Genomic DNA, 17636 nt, shown 5'->3' on the forward strand with positions numbered 1-17636 from the left:
AGAAGCGCCATGACAACCGACAAATCGCCCAGCCAGTCTGACCGGAACCTTGCCCTCGAACTGGTCCGCGTCACCGAAGCGGCGGCCCTGGCCGCCTCGCTCTGGATTGGTCGGGGTGACAAGAACAGCGCGGATGGCGCGGCGGTGGGCGCCATGCGCCAGGCGTTCAACGCGGTGGCGATCAACGGACTCGTCGTGATCGGCGAGGGCGAGATGGACGAGGCGCCGATGCTCTATATCGGTGAGCGGGTCGGCGCCGGCGGGCCGGAAATGGATATCGCGGTCGATCCGCTCGAAGGCACCTATGTGACCGCGAAGGGCGCACCGAATGCAATCGCCGTGATCGCGCTCGCCGAGCGCGGCAATTTCCTGCACGCGCCGGACATCTATATGGACAAGATCGCGGTGGGACCCGGGCTGCCGACAGGCGTGGTGACGCTCAACGCCTCGGTGCGCGAGAATCTGCGCAACCTCGCGCGGGCGAAAAAATGCGATATTTCCGATCTGATGGTCTGCACGCTCGATCGTGAGCGGCACGCCGAAATGATCGCGCAGTGCCGTGAGGCGGGCGCGCGGATCAGCCTGATCGGCGATGGCGACGTTTCGGGCCTGATCGCGGTTTCGCAGCCGGAAACCGGCATCGACCTGTTCATCGGCTCCGGTGGGGCGCCGGAAGGCGTGCTGGCGGCTGCGGCGCTGCGCTGCATCGGCGGGCAGATGCAGGGGCGGTTGCTCTATGAGGACGATGCCCAGATCGAACGCACCCGCGGCATGGGTATCAGTGATCCGCACCGGATTTATAACCTGGATGAGATGGCGCGCGGCAATGTGATGTTTGCGGCGACCGGCGTCACCTCCGGCCCGATGCTGCGCGGCGTGCGCCGGTTCGGCACGGGCGCCATTACCCATTCCACCGTGATGCGCTCGAAGTCCGGCACCGTCCGAACGATCGAGGCGCGGCATAATTTTGAAACCAAGACATGGGTCGAAAGCAAGCCGGCGGGTGAACCCAAGGCGGGACACGCCTCCTGATCGAGCCCGAACCGGCGCTTGGCGTCGCACACAGCCTGACCGGGCGGCGCTGGGTGTGGCGGCCCGCGGAAGAGCGGACCGCGCAGGCGATCGCACAGCGCCTGGCTGCCCCCGAACTGCTGGGGCGGCTGCTGGCGGCGCGGGGGGTTGCGGCCGAGCAGGCGGCCGATTTTCTGGACCCGACCTTGCGCGCCTATCTGCCCGATCCCTCGGTTCTGATCGATATGGACACGGCGGCGGCACGCCTCGCCGATGCGGTTCAGGCGGGTGAGACGGTCGCGATTTTTGGCGATTACGACGTCGATGGCGCGTGCAGCGGCGCGCTGATGGCACTCGGGTTGGGTGCGCTCGGGCTTGCCACGATCAATTACGTGCCGGACCGGATCCGCGAGGGCTATGGGCCGAACGCAGCGGCGCTGCTGGCATTGGCGGGGCAGGGGGCGCGGCTGATCGTGTGCGTCGACTGCGGTGCCGCCGCGCATCAGGCCCTCGCGGCGCTGTACGGCATCGCCGATGCGATCGTGCTTGATCACCACAAGCTCGAAGGTCCGCCACCCACCATTGTCGCCACGGTCAATCCGAACCGGCTCGATGATCGGTCCGGGCTGAATAATGTCTGCGCGGCGACCATTGTGTTTCTCACGTTGATCGCGGTGCAGCGCACGTTGCGCCGGCGCGGTTTTTTCACCGCGCGGCGCGAGATCGATCTGATCGCGATGCTCGATCTGGTCGCGCTGGCAACCGTGTGCGACGTGATGCCGCTGACCGGCGTGAACCGCGCGCTGGTCAGCCAGGGGTTGAAAATCATGGCCCGGCGCGCCCGGCCCGGCATTGCCGCCCTGCTCGATGTCGCCGGCGTGACCGAGGCGCCCGGCGCGATGACCTGTGGTTTCGCGCTCGGCCCGCGCATCAACGCCGCCGGGCGGATCGATCAGGCCGATCTGGGACTGCGGGCGCTGCTCGCCGCCGATCCGGCGCAGGCGATGGACATCGCCAAACGGCTCGATGACATCAACCGCCAGCGCCAGGCGGTCGAGTCTGATCTGCTCGACACCGCGCTGCAGCGCGCCGAGTCGCAGTTTGCGGCCGGGGCGGCTGTGGCGCTGATCGCCGGTGATGACTGGCACCCCGGCGTGGTCGGCATCGTAGCCGGGCGGATCAAGGAGGCGTTCAACCGGCCGGCACTGGTCGCGGGGATCAGCCAGGGGCGGGCAACCGGTTCGGGCCGTTCGATCGTGGGCATCGATCTGGGCAGCGCCATCATCGCCGCACGGGAATTCGGCCTGCTGACGCGCGGCGGCGGCCACGCGATGGCGGCGGGCTTTACGCTTGATGCCGGTAAACTCGATGCCCTGCACGCGTTTCTGAACGAGCGGCTCGCCGGTGCGGCGATGCTGCCAGCGGCCGCAGATCTCAGCCTGGATGGCGCGATCGCCGTGACCGGCGCGACCGAGGCGATCGCCGGCGAAATCGCCCGGCTCGGCCCGTTCGGCGCCGGCAATGCCGAGCCGATTTTTGTGATCCCGCGCGCGCGGGTGGTCCGCGCCGACCGCATCGGCCGGACCGAAACGACCATTCGCGCCTATGTCGACGGCGAGGCGGGCGGGCGGCTGAAGACCATGCTGTTCCGCGCCAAGGACGATGCCCTGACCACGGCACTGCTCGACCGCTCCGGCACACCGCTGCATCTGGCGGGGCATATCCGCGCCGAACGCTGGAACGGCAAAACCACCACCAGCCTGATCCTGCAGGACGCGAGCCCGGCTTGACCCGATAATCCCACTCCGCTACCGAGAGCCACGCGGTCCCGTTCGTCTAGAGGCCTAGGACGCTGCCCTCTCACGGCGGTAACACCGGTTCGAATCCGGTACGGGATACCAGGCATTATCAATGGGTAACAGTCCGCACCCTCCCATCCCACGGCGGCCTACGGTTTTACCACGGCATGGGCGGTGCGGAACGTCGCAGGCTCGGCGTGTCTTATCGCAGCTTCGTGAGCGCAGGGTAATGGCGAGCGCAGAGGGCTCAGAGTATTTTTTCCAGACGTGCGGGATAGCACAGGCGTAGCGGCATTGGCGGTGTCATGCCCGAACCGAAACACATTGTCGGATGCAAGGGCGCGGAGAACCTATGGTTTCTGCGGTTCGAGACTGTTTTGATAGCGGTTCAAACCGAGAAATATAAATTTTTGAGCGTGTGACGATATGGATAAAAACCGAGCCATCGTTTGCTTTTCTTTCGTGCCCCTTTTCAGCGGGACCAATCCCACCCTGCCGCGCCCGCCCGGCCGCCCGCTGGCATCGCGTCATCTGCCAGCCCACACGACACCGCGGGCTAAACCGGCGAGCCCGGCTTGATCCATGTGCAACCTTTACAGCATCACCAAAGGGCAGGCCGCCATCCGCGGATTGACACGGGCCATGCGCGACACAACAGGCAACCTGCCGCCGTTGCCGGGCGTCTTTCCTGACTATGCGGCGCCGATCGTGCGCAATCACCAGGGCCAGCGTGAACTGATGATGGCGCGATGGGGCATGCCATCACCGCCCTTCGCGCTCAAAGGCAAAAAAACCGATCCGGGCGTCACCAATGTCCGCAACGTGGCCTCACCGCATTGGCGCCGCTGGCTGGGCATCGAGCATCGCTGTGTCGTGCCATTCACCAGTTTTTCGGAAAACGAAACGATGCCCGATGGGACCAGGCCCCCGATCTGGTTTGCGCTCGATGAAACCCGGCCGCTCGCGTGCTTCGCCGGGATATGGACCCGGTGGACTTCAGTGCGGAAATTGAAGGAAGGCGAGACCACGAACGAGCTATTCGCCTTCCTCACCACCGAGCCCAACAAGCTGGTCGGCCGGTATCACCCCAAGGCCATGCCGGTCATCCTGACTACATCCGATGAGATCGACACATGGATGAGCGCGCCCGCTCCCGAGGCGCTGGTACTGCAACGCCCGCTCGCCGATGATGCGCTGATCGTGGTGAGACATGGCGGTAAGGCTGATGAGCCGTAGAGCCGCATCTGGCAGCGCTCGATCGGCACCACAGCCGCGCATCTGGTTTCCGATCGATTGACGTTGCCGAATTGCCCCCCACTACATGATCCGCACGGTTGCACCGTCACGATCCGTTCCGCCACTTGGTTTGAGTGAGGCGACAACAGCCCGCTCGTATCGCGTCGATAACTTTTTCGTCGCCAGCGCCCACGCGCTCCCGCCCACGCGCTCCCGCCCAGGCGCCCCCGGCAGACCCGGCGCGGCCGCATCACGGGCACAGGCGACGGTGTACCGTCTGGTCACCCTCCGGCGCGACCCGTCCCCGTCGCACGCGACCGCGCGGATTGCGGCACCGGATATCGCGTCGTGGCGGCGAGCGCGATGGTGACGGGGCCATCCTTTGCAAGCGCGGCAGGAATGATGGCGCGACCGTCGGTCCAGCGGCCATCGGCTTCCACACCGTGCCAGCCTCGGGTGAGTGCGGGATGATCGAGCGGGATCATTTCGTCTCCCGCCTTGAGCGATTTGATTTTAACGCCGAGGGTTCGCCGGTCGCGCGGGTCCGGGCTCAGGTAGCCGGGGACCGCGGCGCGCGACTGGATGGTGACGCTGCCGTCCTGGCTGGTGTGGAGCGTAACGGCGGGATCGTCCGTAAGGGGTTGGCGGGCACGGCCAAGAATTCGCGCGCGGACTTGCGCCACCACGGGGCCCGATTCAACGAAGGGCGCGCAGCCCGTCTGTTCGCGCAGCGTCTGCGCGAAATCCGGGTGCAGTGTGAGTGCGCCGCCGCCATTGGCAAAAGCGTTGCGGTTGCCGGTTTCAAGATAGCTCTCGGCAGGAGTACCCTCGGCGTAGATTAATGCGGTCGCGGATCAGCCTGAAGGCCTGTTTCATTTATATATCGCCGGCAGCGAAAACTGCGCAAATTTTATATCAATAAGGCAACGATAGTCAAGCCATGTCAGGTAGAATAAGATCCTGGATACCGGATTTGGCACATTGTCCAGAAAATAGAGGCGCTTCGCAAACCACCCAAAATCAGGCGGATCGGTGCATGCGCGGCAGATCTCAGCGCGCAGGATCGCCACTTTTCCTTGCCGCACGCAACTCAATCATAATCCAGCGCATCGTCGCGGTACATTTCGTTAAGAATGCCGCGTGTCGCGAGACCCTTATGCGGCGCGCCGACGCTCCGCCCGCCCCCAAAATGGAGACAGGAAGGCGGTGGCCATCAGTCCACGCCGGTTGGTCCAGCGTCCAACCGGTTCAGCATCGTAACCGGGCGGACCCATCCCCATATGACGGGTAAGACTTAGGAAATCACCGATGACCAATGCAATCCACGGTATCGTCTCCGTCCTTCTGGCGATCGCCGGGCTCGTGATGGGCTTCGTCGCCTATGTCGATGGATTGCTGGCGCGCCTCATGACCGGCATCGGCGTCCCGCCGCCTGTGCAGACCGTGCTGCTGGTCGTCGTTGCCGCTCTCCTGATCGTGCTGGCGGTCCGCCTGTTCGGCCGGTTCCTGGCCGCGCTGATCGTCATTCTGCTTGTCCTGCTGCTGATTGGCCGGATCGATCCGGGCCTCGCCGTTCCGCAGGGTCATCAGCCAGCATCGCTGCCCCGCCTGGACCAACCGGCCAAACCAGCTTAGCCCACGCCGGTCCCGCGCGCCACCGAGACCGATCCTCCGGCACGTCTGCGGCGGGGCGGCGAAATCGTCTCAGCGGCGGGCCGCGCTCTGGCGGCCGCCCCCTGTGCGACGATGGCCTCGCACAGCAAGGCGCGAACCCGGTCCGACGCAATCGAGACGGCCGAGATATCGAGCTCCGGCTGATCTGTCAGCGTCATCAGCGCCGCATAGGCGTCACCCAACGGCGTCCGGTCGAGACCGTTGCGCCGCAAGAACATCGTCAGCGACAAGGGAGACGACCGCCGCAGATGATGCCACACGGCCGGCTCGTCAGGTGCGAACAGAAACGCGCGCACCCAGCGAATGTGCATCGCGTAGGCGCCGAGCAGACTTCGCGGCTGGTCTTCGTGCGTGGGCGCCACGTGATCCGAAAGAAACTGTGTCAGCGCTGCAAGCGGCATCGGGCGCGCAATACCGAACCCCTGCGCCAGCGGTGCGCGCAGGATGCGCAGCGCATCGAGCATGTCGAGCGTCTCGACACCCTCGATGCACAGGCTCAACCCCAGGCTCGCCGCCATCGTGATGTTGCTGGCGAGCGAAACCAGATTGTTCGGATTGCTCATCACATCGGCCAGAAACGCCCGGTCGATCTTGAGGTGATCGACCTGCAATGTCTGAACCCGCTGGATCGTCGAGAACTCGATCCCCAGGTCATCGATCGCGATGGCAACCCCGCGCCGGCGCAATCGGCCCAATCGCTCCTGAGCGACATCGGGATCGGAAAACTCATGGCTTTCCAATATTTCGACGACCAATCTTGCCGGTGCGATTCCGCTGCCGGCCAGCGCGGCCTCGATCATCGGCAGCACCGAGCCCCGGGTCAGCACTTCGGCGTCGACATTGATCGACAGATGCAACGCCGGGGCAACGAAGGCCAGCTGCTGCAACGCCGCAATCCCCTGGCGCAGGACGACATCGAACAGCATCTCACGATCCTCGGCGTTGAAATCAGGCAGGAACACCCCGGGTGCGATGACGTCCTCCCCGTCGCGCAGCCGCGCGAGCGCCTCGATCGCCGTGACCGTTCCGGTTCTGACCGTGATGATCGGTTGAAAATGAACCTCTACCGACCGGCTGTGTAACAAGGCCCGGTAGCGCGATTGCGCCGGCGCGGCGCCGATGAGCGCCTGATAGGTTTCCCAGAACCGGGTTCGCGTCGCCTTTGCCGCCTTGCTGGCATAGAGCGCGATATCGGCGTGGCGGATCAAGGTTTCCGGCGGTTCGCGATCGGCGGGATAAAATGTGAACCCCAGACTGGCCTTGAGCACGACCCATTCGCCATGATCGAGTTCGATCGGCTGCGCGATGATGGCTCCCAGCCGGTCGCAAAATCCATTGAGCCGTTCGATGGAGTTCAGATCCTCGATGATCAGGGCGAACTCATCGCCGCCGAGCCGCGCCACGAAATCGACATCACGCAACGCACCGCGCAGCCTTCGGGCGAGCGTGCACAACACCGTGTCGCCGGCAGCGTGCCCGTAACAGTCGTTGATCGGTTTGAAATTATCCAGATCGAGTATGCCCAGCCCGATCACGGTGCCATGGCGGCCGGCATGCGTCAGCACCACCGGCAGGGTTTCCTCGAAAGCGCGGCGATTGGGCAGGTTGGTCAGCTTGTCGTGCCGCGCGATCATGCTCTGGTGTTCGCGCTCGGCCCGCAGCGCCGCCTTGAGATCGACCTGGTCGAGCGCGCGGCCGATATTGTTCGCAAGCTGGCTGATCAGCCGCCGCGTGTCGCCGTCGATCACCGCATTATCCTCGGAGACCAGGAACAACACGGCAAACAGCGCGCTAGCCCGATGGATCGGCGCGGCCGCGGCCGACTGCCAGCCGCCGCGCACCGCAAACTCGCGCCACGGCCTCAGCCGGCTCAGCGACGCGTAATCGTCGGCGGTCTGCAACACCCCGGTTTTCCAGGCCAGAACACCCAGCAATTGCTGGCTGTCATCCTGATCGAGCGGTTGAGCCAGCCCCCGCACGTCCGCAGCCGCCTTGCCGTGAGCGATCGCATAACCGAACATGCCATCTCGATCGACCTGCCCGATCGCCGCGCAACTGAACAGATCGGTCTCGCTCAACCGCTTGCAGATCCCGCGCAGGACCGAGGCTTCGCTGGCCGGATCGAGCAGGGTTTCAACGCCCACCAGCAAGGTATCGAGCAGCCGGTTCGCGCGCAGTAACGCCCGATGGTGCAGCCGGGTCTCGATCGCGGTCCCGATCACGCGGCCGAATTCGCTCAGCACGCCAACCGGCCAGTTCAGCTGAAAAAACGCCGGCTCGCCGGAGTAAAGACTGAGGATGCGATGAGCTCCGTTCACCCCGGTCAAGGGTATCGATGCACTGACCCGCAACCCCAGACGCAGCCAATCCTTTCGCCAGGGGTCCAGCCCCTCCTCATGGACGACATCCTCCGACAGGACGGCCGTGCCGCTGCGCCACGCGCGGCCAGCCGGCCCGAGCGACCGGCTCCCCTCATGCAGATCGACCATCTGCGCCGGATCGCTGATCACCGCGGCATACGGGCCGCGCACCACCTCCGGCACCAGGCGCCCATCATCGTTCGGATGGCCGATCCAGGCAGCATCGATGCCGGGAATCGTCATCAGCATATCGAGCAGGCTTTCCATAAACCCGATCGGGTCCAGCGGCGCGACCAGCAGCCGGTCCAGCCCCGGCAGCGACCGCCACGGCAACTCGGATGTCCCGGCCACCACCGCGACAGGCATGGGTGCGGCCAAGCCGCCGCGTTTCCGGGCCAAGCAGACAATCCCTCCGGCTGCGGCAGACCCGATTGTCACGCCGAGACACGCCGGCGAAACCTACCGGCAAATCCTTAACAAATCCCTTATAAGACGCGATGAATTTCCACGGTAAACCCGCATACGCCGGCCCTGCCTCGCACCCTCGGCCGATCCCGGCACCCGGCTGCGGCAGCGGTCCCGGCCGATCAGGCTCGAGCCGATCCGCCACGCCAACGGCCGGAATTCGTTCGCCCTTCTCTCATGAGAAATCCGCCGCCAACCTCTCCCTCGCCTCCCCCGCATCCCGCACAATCTGCGCCTTCAGCGCGGCAAAACTCTCGAATTTCCGCTCATCGCGCATGAAATGATGCAGCGCCACCGCCAGCTCCTGCCCATACAGATCACCCTCGAAATCGAACAGATGCGCCTCGAGCCGCGCAATCGCCCCTTCCGCCACGGTCGGGCGCCGGCCGATATTGGCAACCCCGCGCACCACGCGCCCATCCGGCAGCGTCGCGGTCACCGCGTAAACCCCGCGCGCCGGTTCAAGGTGCCGTCCCAGCGCGATATTGGCGGTCGGAAACCCGATCGTGCGGCCCCGCGCATCACCATGGGTCACCACGCCGCGAATCGCGTGCGGCCGTCCCAGCAGCGCGGCCGCGCGCTCAGGGTAGCCATCCTGCAGCAGGCGGCGGATGCGCGTCGAGGAAATCGGCCCTTCCGCATCATCGAGATGCGGCACGATCGACAGCCCGATGCCGCGCGCCTCCGCCTCGGTCCGCAGCAGCGCCACATCGCCACCCCGCCGATGACCAAACGCGAAATCCGCCCCACAGGCGAGGTGGCAGGCGCCGATACCCCGGTCCAGGATGTCGGCGATGAAGTCGCTCGCCGCGATCATCGCAAACGCGCGGTCGAAACTCAGCTCATAGAGAATATCGACCCCCTGCGCCTCCAGCGCGGCGGCGCGTTCGGCTTCGAGCGTCAGGCGGAACGGCGGATCATCGGGGCGAAAAAACTCGCGCGGATGCGGCGCAAAACTCAAAACCGCGCGCGGCGCATCCGGCCGCGCCGCATGCGCCGCCTGCAGGACCCTGATATGCCCGCGATGCACGCCATCGAAATTCCCCAGCGCGACCGAGGCACCGCGCGCCTCCGCCGGCACCGCGCGCCAGTCGCGCACGATACGGATCATTCGGCGGCGCGCGGCGTTTCGGCCGCCGCGACCACGGCTTCGCCGGGCGGAATCACCACGGCCTCGCCTTCGATCACCACCTTGCCACGCACCAGGCAGCGCGTGCGCATGGTGGCGCGCTTGCGCGCATGGTCGAGTGCTGCAACTTCGACAACGGCGGTCACCGTCTCGCCGATCCGCACCGGCGCGCGAAACCGCATCGACTGGGTGAGATAGATCGTGCCAAGCCCCGGCAGCACGGTGCCAAGCACGGCCGAAATCAGGCTGCCGCATAGCATCCCATGCGCGACGCGGCCCTTGAACAAGGTTTCCGCCGCGAGCTCCTCGTTCAGATGAACCGGGTTGGTATCCATCGAAACGGCTGAGAACAGCAGAATATCGGCCTCGGTGATGGTCTTGCCGAGCGAGGCGGTCTGACCGATTTGTAACTGCTCGAAGGGTACGCAGGAAGGCATGGGCAACTCCAGTGTGCCGGAATGGGTCAGGCGTTGGCACATGGCCCCGGATCGCCCATTTGGGTCAAGTCTCGGCCGCCGGCTGCCCCGGTCATTGGCCAAGCCGGGCCGCGGCGGGTATGGTGGCGCGGCCGGTCTGGCCCCGAAAGGATGATTGATGCGCGGTGTGTTGCGGTTCCTGGTTCTGCTGATCGTCGTTCTCGCCATCGCCTATCTCGGTGCCTGGTGGTACGTCCAGGGCCGCATGGCGATGGCGTTCCGCGCCCAGGAGCACGTGCTGCGCCAGGCCGGCTGGACCGTCAGCCACGGCGCCACCGCGCGCGGCTCCTCGCCGCTGGCGGCGACCTACACCGTCACCGACCTCACCCTGAGCCCGCCCGATCGCGGCCTGCCCACACCGAAGATCACCCTGCCCAGTTTCACGATGCGCGCGAAGATCACCGCCCCCTTCACGCTCGACATCGCGCTCCCGCTCGCCTGGCACGTCGCCATGTCGCAGGGCCCGGCCTTCACGCTGCAATTCACCACCATCAGCGATCGATACCATTTCGACCCCAACGCCCTGCTCGGCCACGCGCCGGACCCGCTGCGCGCAGGCACGCTGAATTTCACCGGCATGCGGATCGACAGCGCCGATACCAATTTCACCCTGATCAGCCTCGCCTCCCTCAATACCGATTTCACGCGCAACCCCGCCGCCGGGCGCGGCGATACCGCCTTCACCATGCATGAAACCCTCACCGGCCTTGCTTTGTCACCCATTTTCGTCACCCTCGCGCATCTGCCGTTCGATGGTAAACTGGCCTCCCTGCACCTCGCTGCCGATTTTTCCGGCCCGCAACTGCCGCCCTTCACGCAATCGGTGCTGCCGCCCCAGACCGCCGGCGTGACGACCAACCCCGATGCCGCCGTCGCCGCCTGGCAGCAACTCGGCCCTGCCGTGCACGACTGGGCCCGCCACGGCGGCCACGGTGATTTCACCCTCGCGGTCGATCTCGGACCGCTCAAGGCCCATGCCCACGGCAATTTCGGCTTCGACCCCGGCGTGCAGCCCGCCGGCAAGGCGACCCTGGTGGCCGATGGCGTGGGCGCCTTCCTCGGCGACCTCGCCAACGCCTATCCCGCGGCCGTGGGCGTCATCAGCGCGCTCTCCGCGCAGACCGCCCCCTACATGAGCAAAGGGGCGTCGGATGCCCAGCGCCTGACCGTGCATTTCGCCCTGGCCGGCGGCGTGCTGACCGCCAACGGCAAAAAAGCCGCCACCGTGCCGCCGCTGGTCTGGCCGGCCCCGGCAGCCGCGCCGGCAGCCGCACCGGCCAAGTGACCGCCGGCCGCCGATGATCGATGCCGAGGACGACGACCGTTCCGCGCTGACGACGCGGCAGATGCGCATCACCGCCCTCATCGTGGCGACCGCGCTGTTCATGCAGAATCTCGACAGTACCATCGTCGCCACCGCGCTGCCGGCGATGGCGAAAAGCTTCCACGCCGACCCGCTGCACATGAGCCTCGCACTCACCTCCTATCTGCTCTCGCTCGCGGTGTTCATCCCCGCCTCGGGCTGGTTCGCCGACCGTTTCGGCAGCCGCACGGTGTTCCGCGCGGCGATCCTGATCTTCACGATCGGCTCGGTCTTCTGCGGCCTCGCCCACAGCCTCGGCGAACTCATCGCCGCCCGCATCCTCCAGGGCGTCGGCGGCTCGATGATGGTGCCGGTCGGCCGGCTGCTGCTGCTGAAATCGGTCCGCCGGCGCGACATGCTCGCCGCAACCTCCTGGCTCACCATGCCCGCCCTGATCGGCCCGATCATCGGCCCGCCGCTCGGCGGCTTCATCGTCACCTATGTCTCCTGGCGCTGGACCTTCGACATCAACGTGCCGATCGGGCTGATCGGCATCATCGCCGTCAGCCTGTTCATCCGCGAAGTGCGCGACAGCGAACACGCCGGCCGGCTCGACATCATCGGCCTGATCCTGTCCGGCCTCGCCATGGCGCTGGTGATGGCGGGCATCGAAACCATCGGGCGCGGCATCATCCCGCTGCCCTGGAGCCTCGCCTGCTTCGCGGTCGGCGGCGCATCCGGCTGGGCCTACTGGCGCCACGCGCAGCACCACGAACATCCGGTGCTCGATCTCACCCTGATGAAGATCGACACCTTCGCCAATTCCACCATCGCCGGCAGTTTCTTCCGCGTGCTGGCCGGCGCCATGCCGTTTCTGCTGCCGCTCATGCTGCAACTCGGTTTCGGCGAATCGGCCGCCAAAAGCGGCACCGTCACCTTCGCCGCCGCCATCGGCGCCCTGGCCATGAAGCCGCTCGCCCAGCCCATCCTGCGCCGCTTCGGCTTTCGGCTGTCCATGGTCGGCTTCGGCCTGCTCTCGGTCGCCTTCACCGCCGCCTGCGCCGCGTTCCGCCCGTCATGGCCGGTCCTCGCCCTCGATGCCGTCCTGCTGATCGGCGGCGTGTTCCGCTCGCTGCAATTCACCGCCTTCAACACCATCGCCTACGCCGATGTGCCGCGCAGCCGCATGAGTGCCGCGACCAGTTTCTACGCAACCTTCCAGCAGATCACGATCACCCTGGGCATCTCGATCGCGGCCGGCTCGCTCGAGGTCGCCACCGCCCTGTCCGGCCACGCGGCCCCCAGCATCGCCGATTATTCCTGGGCCTTCATCATCATCAGCGCGATCGGCCTGGTCTCGGTGCCGATCTGCGCCCGCCTCGCCGCCGAAGCGGGCGAGGATGTCAGCGGCCACCACGCCGCACCCGCGCCGCACGTTGACCTGCCGCAAGGCCCGCGCCACTAGGAGCGCCGATGATCGAACCTCTGGGAAGCATGGGATTGGCCCGCCGGCTCTGGCGCGACCATATCCGCCATTATCGCGGCCGCGTCGCCCTCATCGTGGTGGCGACGCTGATCATGTCCGGCACCACGGCGCTCTACCCGGCGCTGATCGACCGCGCCTTCACCATGTTCGCCAACCGCGATCCCCGCATCCTCTATCAGGTGCCGGTCATCGTGTTCACCGTCACGGTCATCAAGGCGCTCGCGCAATATGCGCAGACGCTGCTGACCCAGCAGGTGGTGCTCGGCACCATCCGCCGCCTGCAGGGCGCGATGTTCGCCCATCTGACCGATGCCGAACTCGCCCGCGTCGACCGCGAAACCCCTGCCGCCCTGGCCGCGCGCTTCACCACCGATGCCACGGTGATCCGCGAAGCGATGAACCGCGCGGTCAACGGCATCGCCGATGCCTTCACCCTGGTCGGGCTGATCGCCACCATGATCTGGATCGACTGGTCCCTCAGCCTGATCGCCGCCGTGCTCTATCCGCTGGCCGGCCTGCCGATCCAGCGCATCGGCCGGCGCATCCGCCGCGCCTCCGGCGGCATGCAGGAGCGCATGGGCGAAGCCGCCTCGATGCTGAACGAAAGCTTCGCCCAGGCCCGCACCGTGCGCGCCTACGGGCTGGAAGCGCAGGAGCGCCGCCGCGCCGAGCGCGCGTTCGACCAGTTGTACCGCGCCCTGATGCGCATGATCCGCGGCCGCGCCGCACTCGACCCCATGCTGGAAGTGCTGGGCGGCCTCGCCATCGCGCTGGTGATCGGCTTTGCCGGCTGGCGTCACGCCGCCGGCGCCTCGGGCATCGGCAATTTCACCGGTTTCGTCGCCGCCTTGCTCATCGCATCCCGCCCGCTGCGCGCGCTCGGCACCATGAACGCGGCGGTGCAGGAGGGCATGGCCGGGCTGGAGCGCGTCTACCGCGTGATCGACGAACCGGATGCCGCGCACGAACCCCCCGGTGCGCCACCCCTGCCGCCCGGCCCCGGCAGGCTCGAGTTCCGCCACGTCGGCTTCGCCTATCCGGATGGCCGGCCCGGCCTGCGCGATCTGTCGTTCATCGCCGAACCGGGCCGAACCCTCGCCCTGGTCGGCGCTTCGGGCGCCGGCAAATCGACCGCGCTGGCCCTGATCCCGCGCCTCTACGACCTCGATCGCGGCAGCATCCTGATCGACGGGGCGGATATCGGCCAGGTCTCGCTCGCCAGCCTGCGCCGCGCGCTGGCCTATGTCGGCCAGGATTCGTTACTGTTCGACGATACCGTGGCCGCGAACATCGGCATGGGCCGGCCGGACGCGACGATGGCGGAAATCGAGGCGGCGGCCAACGCGGCGGCGGCGCAATTCATCGCGGAACTGCCGGAAGGCTTCGAAACCCGCGTCGGCGTCAACGGCCAGCGCCTGTCGGGGGGCCAGCGCCAGCGGGTCGCGCTCGCGCGGGCGCTGCTGCGCGACCCGCGCATCCTGCTGCTCGATGAAGCGACCAGCGCGCTCGATGCCGAAAGCGAAGCCGCCGTGCAGCAGGCCCTCGCGCGGCTCCGCCGGGGCCGCACCACCATCGTGGTCGCGCATCGCCTGGCCACGGTGCGCGATGCCGACCTGATCGTGGTGATGGCGGATGGCGGCGTGCTGGAATGCGGCACGCATGAAGACCTCCTCGCCGAAGACGGCGCCTTCGCCCGGCTGGTGCGCGCCCAGGCGCTCGCCTGATCGCGACCTAACCGCGCGCCTCACCCCGCCGCTGCGCCCGCTTGCCGTAAACGAAACTCCAGACCCCCAGCGCCGCCATCGTGCCGTACCCGATGAACGGGCTGACCAGCAGATAATTCCGGATCGACATGGCAAACACCAGCACGCAGGAAACCACAGTCGAGGCCAGCAGCCCGAACCCCCACACCAGCGTCATGACCAGCATCACCCGCCTGAACCCCGGATTATCCCGCATCGCCTCGAGTTTCGCACCCTCGGCGGCCGATTTCCGCGCCGCGCCGGCCCGCGCGAACTGATAGATCAACGGCTTGCCGATCGCGGCCGAGCCCAGAAACACCAGCGCCACCAGCCCGCCGACCAGATTCTCCCGCAGCTGCAAAAACCGCACCGACCCGCCGCCGATGAACGCCAGCAGCGACAGCACGATGCCGGCGATCACAATCAGCGAAATCGCATCCACCCGCCGCTTGCGCGCAAACTCGACCAGGCTCCACGCAATCGGCGGCAGCGAAGACGCCATCAGCGCATGAACATCACCCAGCCCGGGCTTGGCATAGACATAGATTGCATAAGGCAGGATGAAATTGACCAAAACTTCCATCACCAGCCCCGCCCCCTGCTTTCGGGCCAGTTGTGCCGCCTGTATCCGATCCACCATCGAAACCTCCTGTCACGAGACCACCACCGCCATCACGTCATCGCCAACCGCGGCGGGGCATGGCAAGGCGCCGTTGCGCCGAAGCCATCCACCCCCAAAAAAATTCCATCACCGGTCCCATCACCGGCCTCTAACAAAAATACTGACAAAACGCTTTCCCACCCCACCCCGTTTGACCTAGCATGCCCGGGTGTCAGAAACCCGGACAAAACACATCTTCACGATCGAATGCTTCGCCGTCCTAATGGACGCGCTCTGCACGGTCGTTGTCGAAAAAGGCCGCGCCGCCTTCATCCCCGCGCCCATGGTCCATTTGATCTGGACCCGCCTGCGCAACCTCACCGCCCGCTTCCTCGCCGCCGTGGCCCGCGGCCCCATCCCACCCCGCAAACCCGGCGCCATCGCCAAACCCGCAGCCGCGCCCGCAGCCGCACCGGACGCCGCGCCACCACCCAAACCGCGCCGCAAACGCCTCACCCTGCCATGCCGCGAAGCCTGGCTCTACCGCATGCTGCCCGAAACCGGCTTCGCCCGCTTCGGCCTGCAACATTTGCTGGGCGACCCCGAATTCACCGGCTTCCTCGCCGCCAACCCCCGCCTCATCCGCATCCTCGCCCCGCTCTACAACGCCATGGGCATCGAGCTGCCAGACGAACCGCCGTTCTTCCCCGATCAACCCCCCATCACAGAGTCCCGCCGCCACATCCTGTTCGGCACGCCGGACCCAGACCGGCAGGACGCGCCCATGCCACTCCGAAATTGCAAATTTCGACCCGCCTGACCCTGCATGTTCGCACGCGATATTTGTTACGATATCGCAACAAAAAGAATGTGCGAATGGCTTCCGGATGCGCTAAACCAGCCGATCCACCCGCAACCGCTCCCGCCCGTCGGTCAACCGCGCCGTCGCAAAATACGCAGCCCCCACCGCCGCAATCCCCGTCGCCCCCGCCAGCAGAAACATCAACAGGATCTGATATTTCACCGCCTCGATCGGCGACAACCCCGCCAGGATCTGTCCCGTCATGATCCCCGGCAGCGTCACAATCCCCGCCGCCGACATCACATTGATGATCGGCAGAATCCCCCGCCGCACCGCCGCCCGGATCAACGGTTTCGTGGCCTCGCCAAACCGCACCCCCAGCGCCAGTTGCGCCTCGATCGCGGATCGCTCGCGCATCACCCCCGAAAGCAGCGCATCCAGCGATAACGAAGCCGCATTCAACGCATTGCCCAGCATGATCCCGGCCAGCGGAATCGCATACCGCGCCGCATACCACGGGTGCGGCCGCAGCGCCGTCGCCAGCGCAAAAGTCGCCGTCACAAACGTCGCCAGCGCCACCGCCGAAAGCCCGGCGATCTGATTGCCATACCGCACCAACCGCCGCTCCGGCCGCGCCGCCACCTCCCGCCCGGCAATCGCCACCATCAACAGAATCAAGCCCAGGGTGAGGGCAGGGGTGTCGATCGCGAACACATAGCGCAACACATATCCCACCAGCACCAGCTGCACCGCGCACCGCACCGCCGCCACCAGCACCTGCTTGTGCAGCCGCAACCCCAGCCAGACCGAAACCACCGCATCCAGCACCACCAGCGACGATGCCACCAGCAGATCGACCGGCGTCAGCAAAATCGGACTCATGCCGGACTCAAAACCCCCGCCGCCAAATGATACCGCCGCGCCCCCAGCCGCCCCGCCTGCGCCATGTCATGCGTCACGATCATCACCGAAACCCCCGCCCGCAACCGGTCCAGCAAAATCCCCTCCACCAGTTCCGTCGCGTGCGGATCGAGCGCGCCGGTCGGTTCATCGAGCAGCAGAACCGCAGGCTCGTTCAACAGAATCCGGATCAACGCCAGCCGCATCCGCTCGCCGGTCGAAAGCCGGTGCACCGGCTGGTCGAGCAATTTCACCTCCAGTGCCAGATCCGGCATCAACGCCTCGGCCCGCGCCCGCTCGGGAAAATGCGCCGCCGTCTCGTCATGCCACCACCCCGGCTCCGCCGCGAGATACGCCACGCGCCGCCGCCAGGCCGGTGCCGCCATCCGCGCCCGCGCCACCCCGTCGAGCGAAACGTCGCCCTCATGCGGGTCCAGATCCGCAATCATCCGCAACAATATCGATTTCCCCGCACCCGACGGGCCGGTAATCGCCATCGCCTCGCCGGCGCCTAGCGAAAAATCAAATGGGCCGCCGGCTGAGCCGGTCAGGCCTTCGGCTGTTAGTCTCATGGCGAGAAGGCATAGGAAGCACTTCTTTTTTTGTAAAAAAAGAAGCAAAAAAACTTTTTGACCTTTGGGACTGTGCTGGT

The 17636-nt window shown here is 66.4% G+C and carries 15 protein-coding genes and 1 tRNA gene; 9 read left to right on the forward strand and 7 right to left on the reverse strand.

Features of this window, described 5'->3' with window-relative positions; genetic code table 11:
• Nucleotides 1-9: 9 nt before the first annotated feature.
• The 4 genes from glpX (at nt 10) to AruPA_RS05495 (ending at nt 4046) form a co-directional block, all read left to right on the forward strand.
• Nucleotides 10-1032, forward strand: coding sequence for a class II fructose-bisphosphatase (glpX, locus tag AruPA_RS05480; RefSeq protein WP_265635633.1), 1023 nt, complete (start codon nt 10-12; stop codon nt 1030-1032).
• A gap of 53 nt (nt 1033-1085) precedes the next feature.
• Entirely contained in the window at nt 1086-2801 is a 1716-nt protein-coding gene (recJ, locus tag AruPA_RS05485; RefSeq protein ID WP_265635634.1) for a single-stranded-DNA-specific exonuclease RecJ, read from the forward strand.
• A gap of 35 nt (nt 2802-2836) precedes the next feature.
• Nucleotides 2837-2912: transfer RNA gene (locus AruPA_RS05490), tRNA-Glu, on the forward strand.
• A 480-nt stretch (nt 2913-3392) separates the two neighbouring features.
• The gene (locus tag AruPA_RS05495; RefSeq protein ID WP_265635635.1) at nt 3393-4046 is read left to right on the forward strand and encodes an SOS response-associated peptidase; all 654 of its coding nucleotides are present in this window, start codon (nt 3393-3395) and stop codon (nt 4044-4046) included.
• 281 nt (nt 4047-4327) lie between these two features.
• Here the strand turns inward: AruPA_RS05495 and AruPA_RS05500 are convergent, their stop codons facing one another.
• Nucleotides 4328-4729, reverse strand: a complete 402-nt coding sequence (locus AruPA_RS05500) for a hypothetical protein (protein WP_265635636.1) — start codon at nt 4727-4729, stop codon at nt 4328-4330.
• A gap of 625 nt (nt 4730-5354) precedes the next feature.
• Between AruPA_RS05500 and AruPA_RS05505 the strand changes: the two genes are divergently transcribed.
• Nucleotides 5355-5681: a hypothetical protein gene (locus tag AruPA_RS05505; RefSeq protein WP_265635637.1), complete on the forward strand. Its 327-nt coding sequence runs from the start codon at nt 5355-5357 to the stop codon at nt 5679-5681.
• Here AruPA_RS05505 and AruPA_RS05510 read toward each other — a convergent pair.
• The 3 genes from AruPA_RS05510 to AruPA_RS05520 all read right to left on the reverse strand — a co-directional run bounded on the left by AruPA_RS05510 (nt 5678) and on the right by AruPA_RS05520 (nt 10153).
• The gene (locus tag AruPA_RS05510) at nt 5678-8479 is read right to left on the reverse strand and encodes an EAL domain-containing protein (RefSeq protein WP_265635638.1); all 2802 of its coding nucleotides are present in this window, start codon (nt 8477-8479) and stop codon (nt 5678-5680) included. The two genes, AruPA_RS05505 and AruPA_RS05510, sit on opposite strands and share 4 nt — an antisense overlap.
• Before the next feature lie 241 nt (nt 8480-8720).
• Nucleotides 8721-9656, reverse strand: coding sequence for a bifunctional riboflavin kinase/FAD synthetase (locus AruPA_RS05515; RefSeq protein WP_265635639.1), 936 nt, complete (start codon nt 9654-9656; stop codon nt 8721-8723).
• Nucleotides 9653-10153 carry a MaoC family dehydratase gene (locus tag AruPA_RS05520; RefSeq protein WP_265635640.1) on the reverse strand — a complete coding sequence of 167 codons (501 nt, stop codon included), beginning with the start codon at nt 10151-10153 and terminating at the stop codon, nt 9653-9655. The genes AruPA_RS05515 and AruPA_RS05520 overlap by 4 nt, the downstream gene beginning before the upstream one ends.
• Before the next feature lie 115 nt (nt 10154-10268).
• Between AruPA_RS05520 and AruPA_RS05525 the strand changes: the two genes are divergently transcribed.
• From AruPA_RS05525 to AruPA_RS05535, 3 genes are read left to right on the forward strand one after another with little or no spacing between them, the layout of a single operon-like run.
• On the forward strand, nt 10269-11435 hold the full coding sequence (locus tag AruPA_RS05525) for a DUF2125 domain-containing protein (protein WP_265635641.1): 1167 nt from the start codon (nt 10269-10271) through the stop codon (nt 11433-11435).
• Between the two features lie 16 nt (nt 11436-11451).
• Nucleotides 11452-12918, forward strand: a complete 1467-nt coding sequence (locus tag AruPA_RS05530; protein WP_408858575.1) for an MFS transporter — start codon at nt 11452-11454, stop codon at nt 12916-12918.
• Between the two features lie 8 nt (nt 12919-12926).
• Nucleotides 12927-14663, forward strand: a complete 1737-nt coding sequence (locus AruPA_RS05535) for an ABC transporter ATP-binding protein (protein ID WP_265635643.1) — start codon at nt 12927-12929, stop codon at nt 14661-14663.
• 7 nt (nt 14664-14670) lie between these two features.
• On the opposite strand, the gene AruPA_RS05540 is transcribed toward AruPA_RS05535, so the two are convergent.
• Nucleotides 14671-15321, reverse strand: a complete 651-nt coding sequence (locus tag AruPA_RS05540) for a VC0807 family protein (protein ID WP_265635644.1) — start codon at nt 15319-15321, stop codon at nt 14671-14673.
• A 190-nt stretch (nt 15322-15511) separates the two neighbouring features.
• On the opposite strand from AruPA_RS05540, the gene AruPA_RS05545 reads away from it, so the two are divergent.
• Nucleotides 15512-16102: a hypothetical protein gene (locus AruPA_RS05545; protein ID WP_265635645.1), complete on the forward strand. Its 591-nt coding sequence runs from the start codon at nt 15512-15514 to the stop codon at nt 16100-16102.
• A gap of 72 nt (nt 16103-16174) precedes the next feature.
• On the opposite strand, the gene AruPA_RS05550 is transcribed toward AruPA_RS05545, so the two are convergent.
• Both AruPA_RS05550 and AruPA_RS05555 read right to left on the reverse strand, forming a co-directional pair.
• Nucleotides 16175-16966 carry an ABC transporter permease gene (locus AruPA_RS05550; RefSeq protein ID WP_265635646.1) on the reverse strand — a complete coding sequence of 264 codons (792 nt, stop codon included), beginning with the start codon at nt 16964-16966 and terminating at the stop codon, nt 16175-16177.
• Complete coding sequence (locus AruPA_RS05555; protein WP_265635647.1) at nt 16963-17556, reverse strand: ATP-binding cassette domain-containing protein; 594 nt, start codon at nt 17554-17556, stop codon at nt 16963-16965. Before AruPA_RS05555 ends, AruPA_RS05550 begins: the two co-directional genes overlap by 4 nt.
• Between the last annotated feature and the right edge of the window lie 80 nt (nt 17557-17636).

The organism is Acidiphilium sp. PA (genome assembly GCF_026191915.1).
In the GTDB taxonomy this organism is placed as follows: Bacteria; Pseudomonadota; Alphaproteobacteria; order Acetobacterales; family Acetobacteraceae; genus Acidiphilium.

What these genes read in the sequence shown, in the direction of transcription:
- glpX (WP_265635633.1), top strand. Translation starts at nt 10, where the DNA reads ATGACAACCGACAAATCGCCCAGCCAGTCTGACCGGAACCTTGCCCTC.
- AruPA_RS05495 (WP_265635635.1), top strand. Translation starts at nt 3,393, where the DNA reads ATGTGCAACCTTTACAGCATCACCAAAGGGCAGGCCGCCATCCGCGGA.
- AruPA_RS05505 (WP_265635637.1), top strand. Translation starts at nt 5,355, where the DNA reads ATGACCAATGCAATCCACGGTATCGTCTCCGTCCTTCTGGCGATCGCC.
- AruPA_RS05515 (WP_265635639.1), bottom strand. Translation starts at nt 9,656, where the DNA reads ATGATCCGTATCGTGCGCGACTGGCGCGCGGTGCCGGCGGAGGCGCGC.
- AruPA_RS05520 (WP_265635640.1), bottom strand. Translation starts at nt 10,153, where the DNA reads ATGTGCCAACGCCTGACCCATTCCGGCACACTGGAGTTGCCCATGCCT.
- AruPA_RS05525 (WP_265635641.1), top strand. Translation starts at nt 10,269, where the DNA reads ATGCGCGGTGTGTTGCGGTTCCTGGTTCTGCTGATCGTCGTTCTCGCC.
- AruPA_RS05535 (WP_265635643.1), top strand. Translation starts at nt 12,927, where the DNA reads ATGATCGAACCTCTGGGAAGCATGGGATTGGCCCGCCGGCTCTGGCGC.
- AruPA_RS05540 (WP_265635644.1), bottom strand. Translation starts at nt 15,321, where the DNA reads ATGGTGGATCGGATACAGGCGGCACAACTGGCCCGAAAGCAGGGGGCG.
- AruPA_RS05550 (WP_265635646.1), bottom strand. Translation starts at nt 16,966, where the DNA reads ATGAGTCCGATTTTGCTGACGCCGGTCGATCTGCTGGTGGCATCGTCG.
- AruPA_RS05555 (WP_265635647.1), bottom strand. Translation starts at nt 17,556, where the DNA reads ATGAGACTAACAGCCGAAGGCCTGACCGGCTCAGCCGGCGGCCCATTT.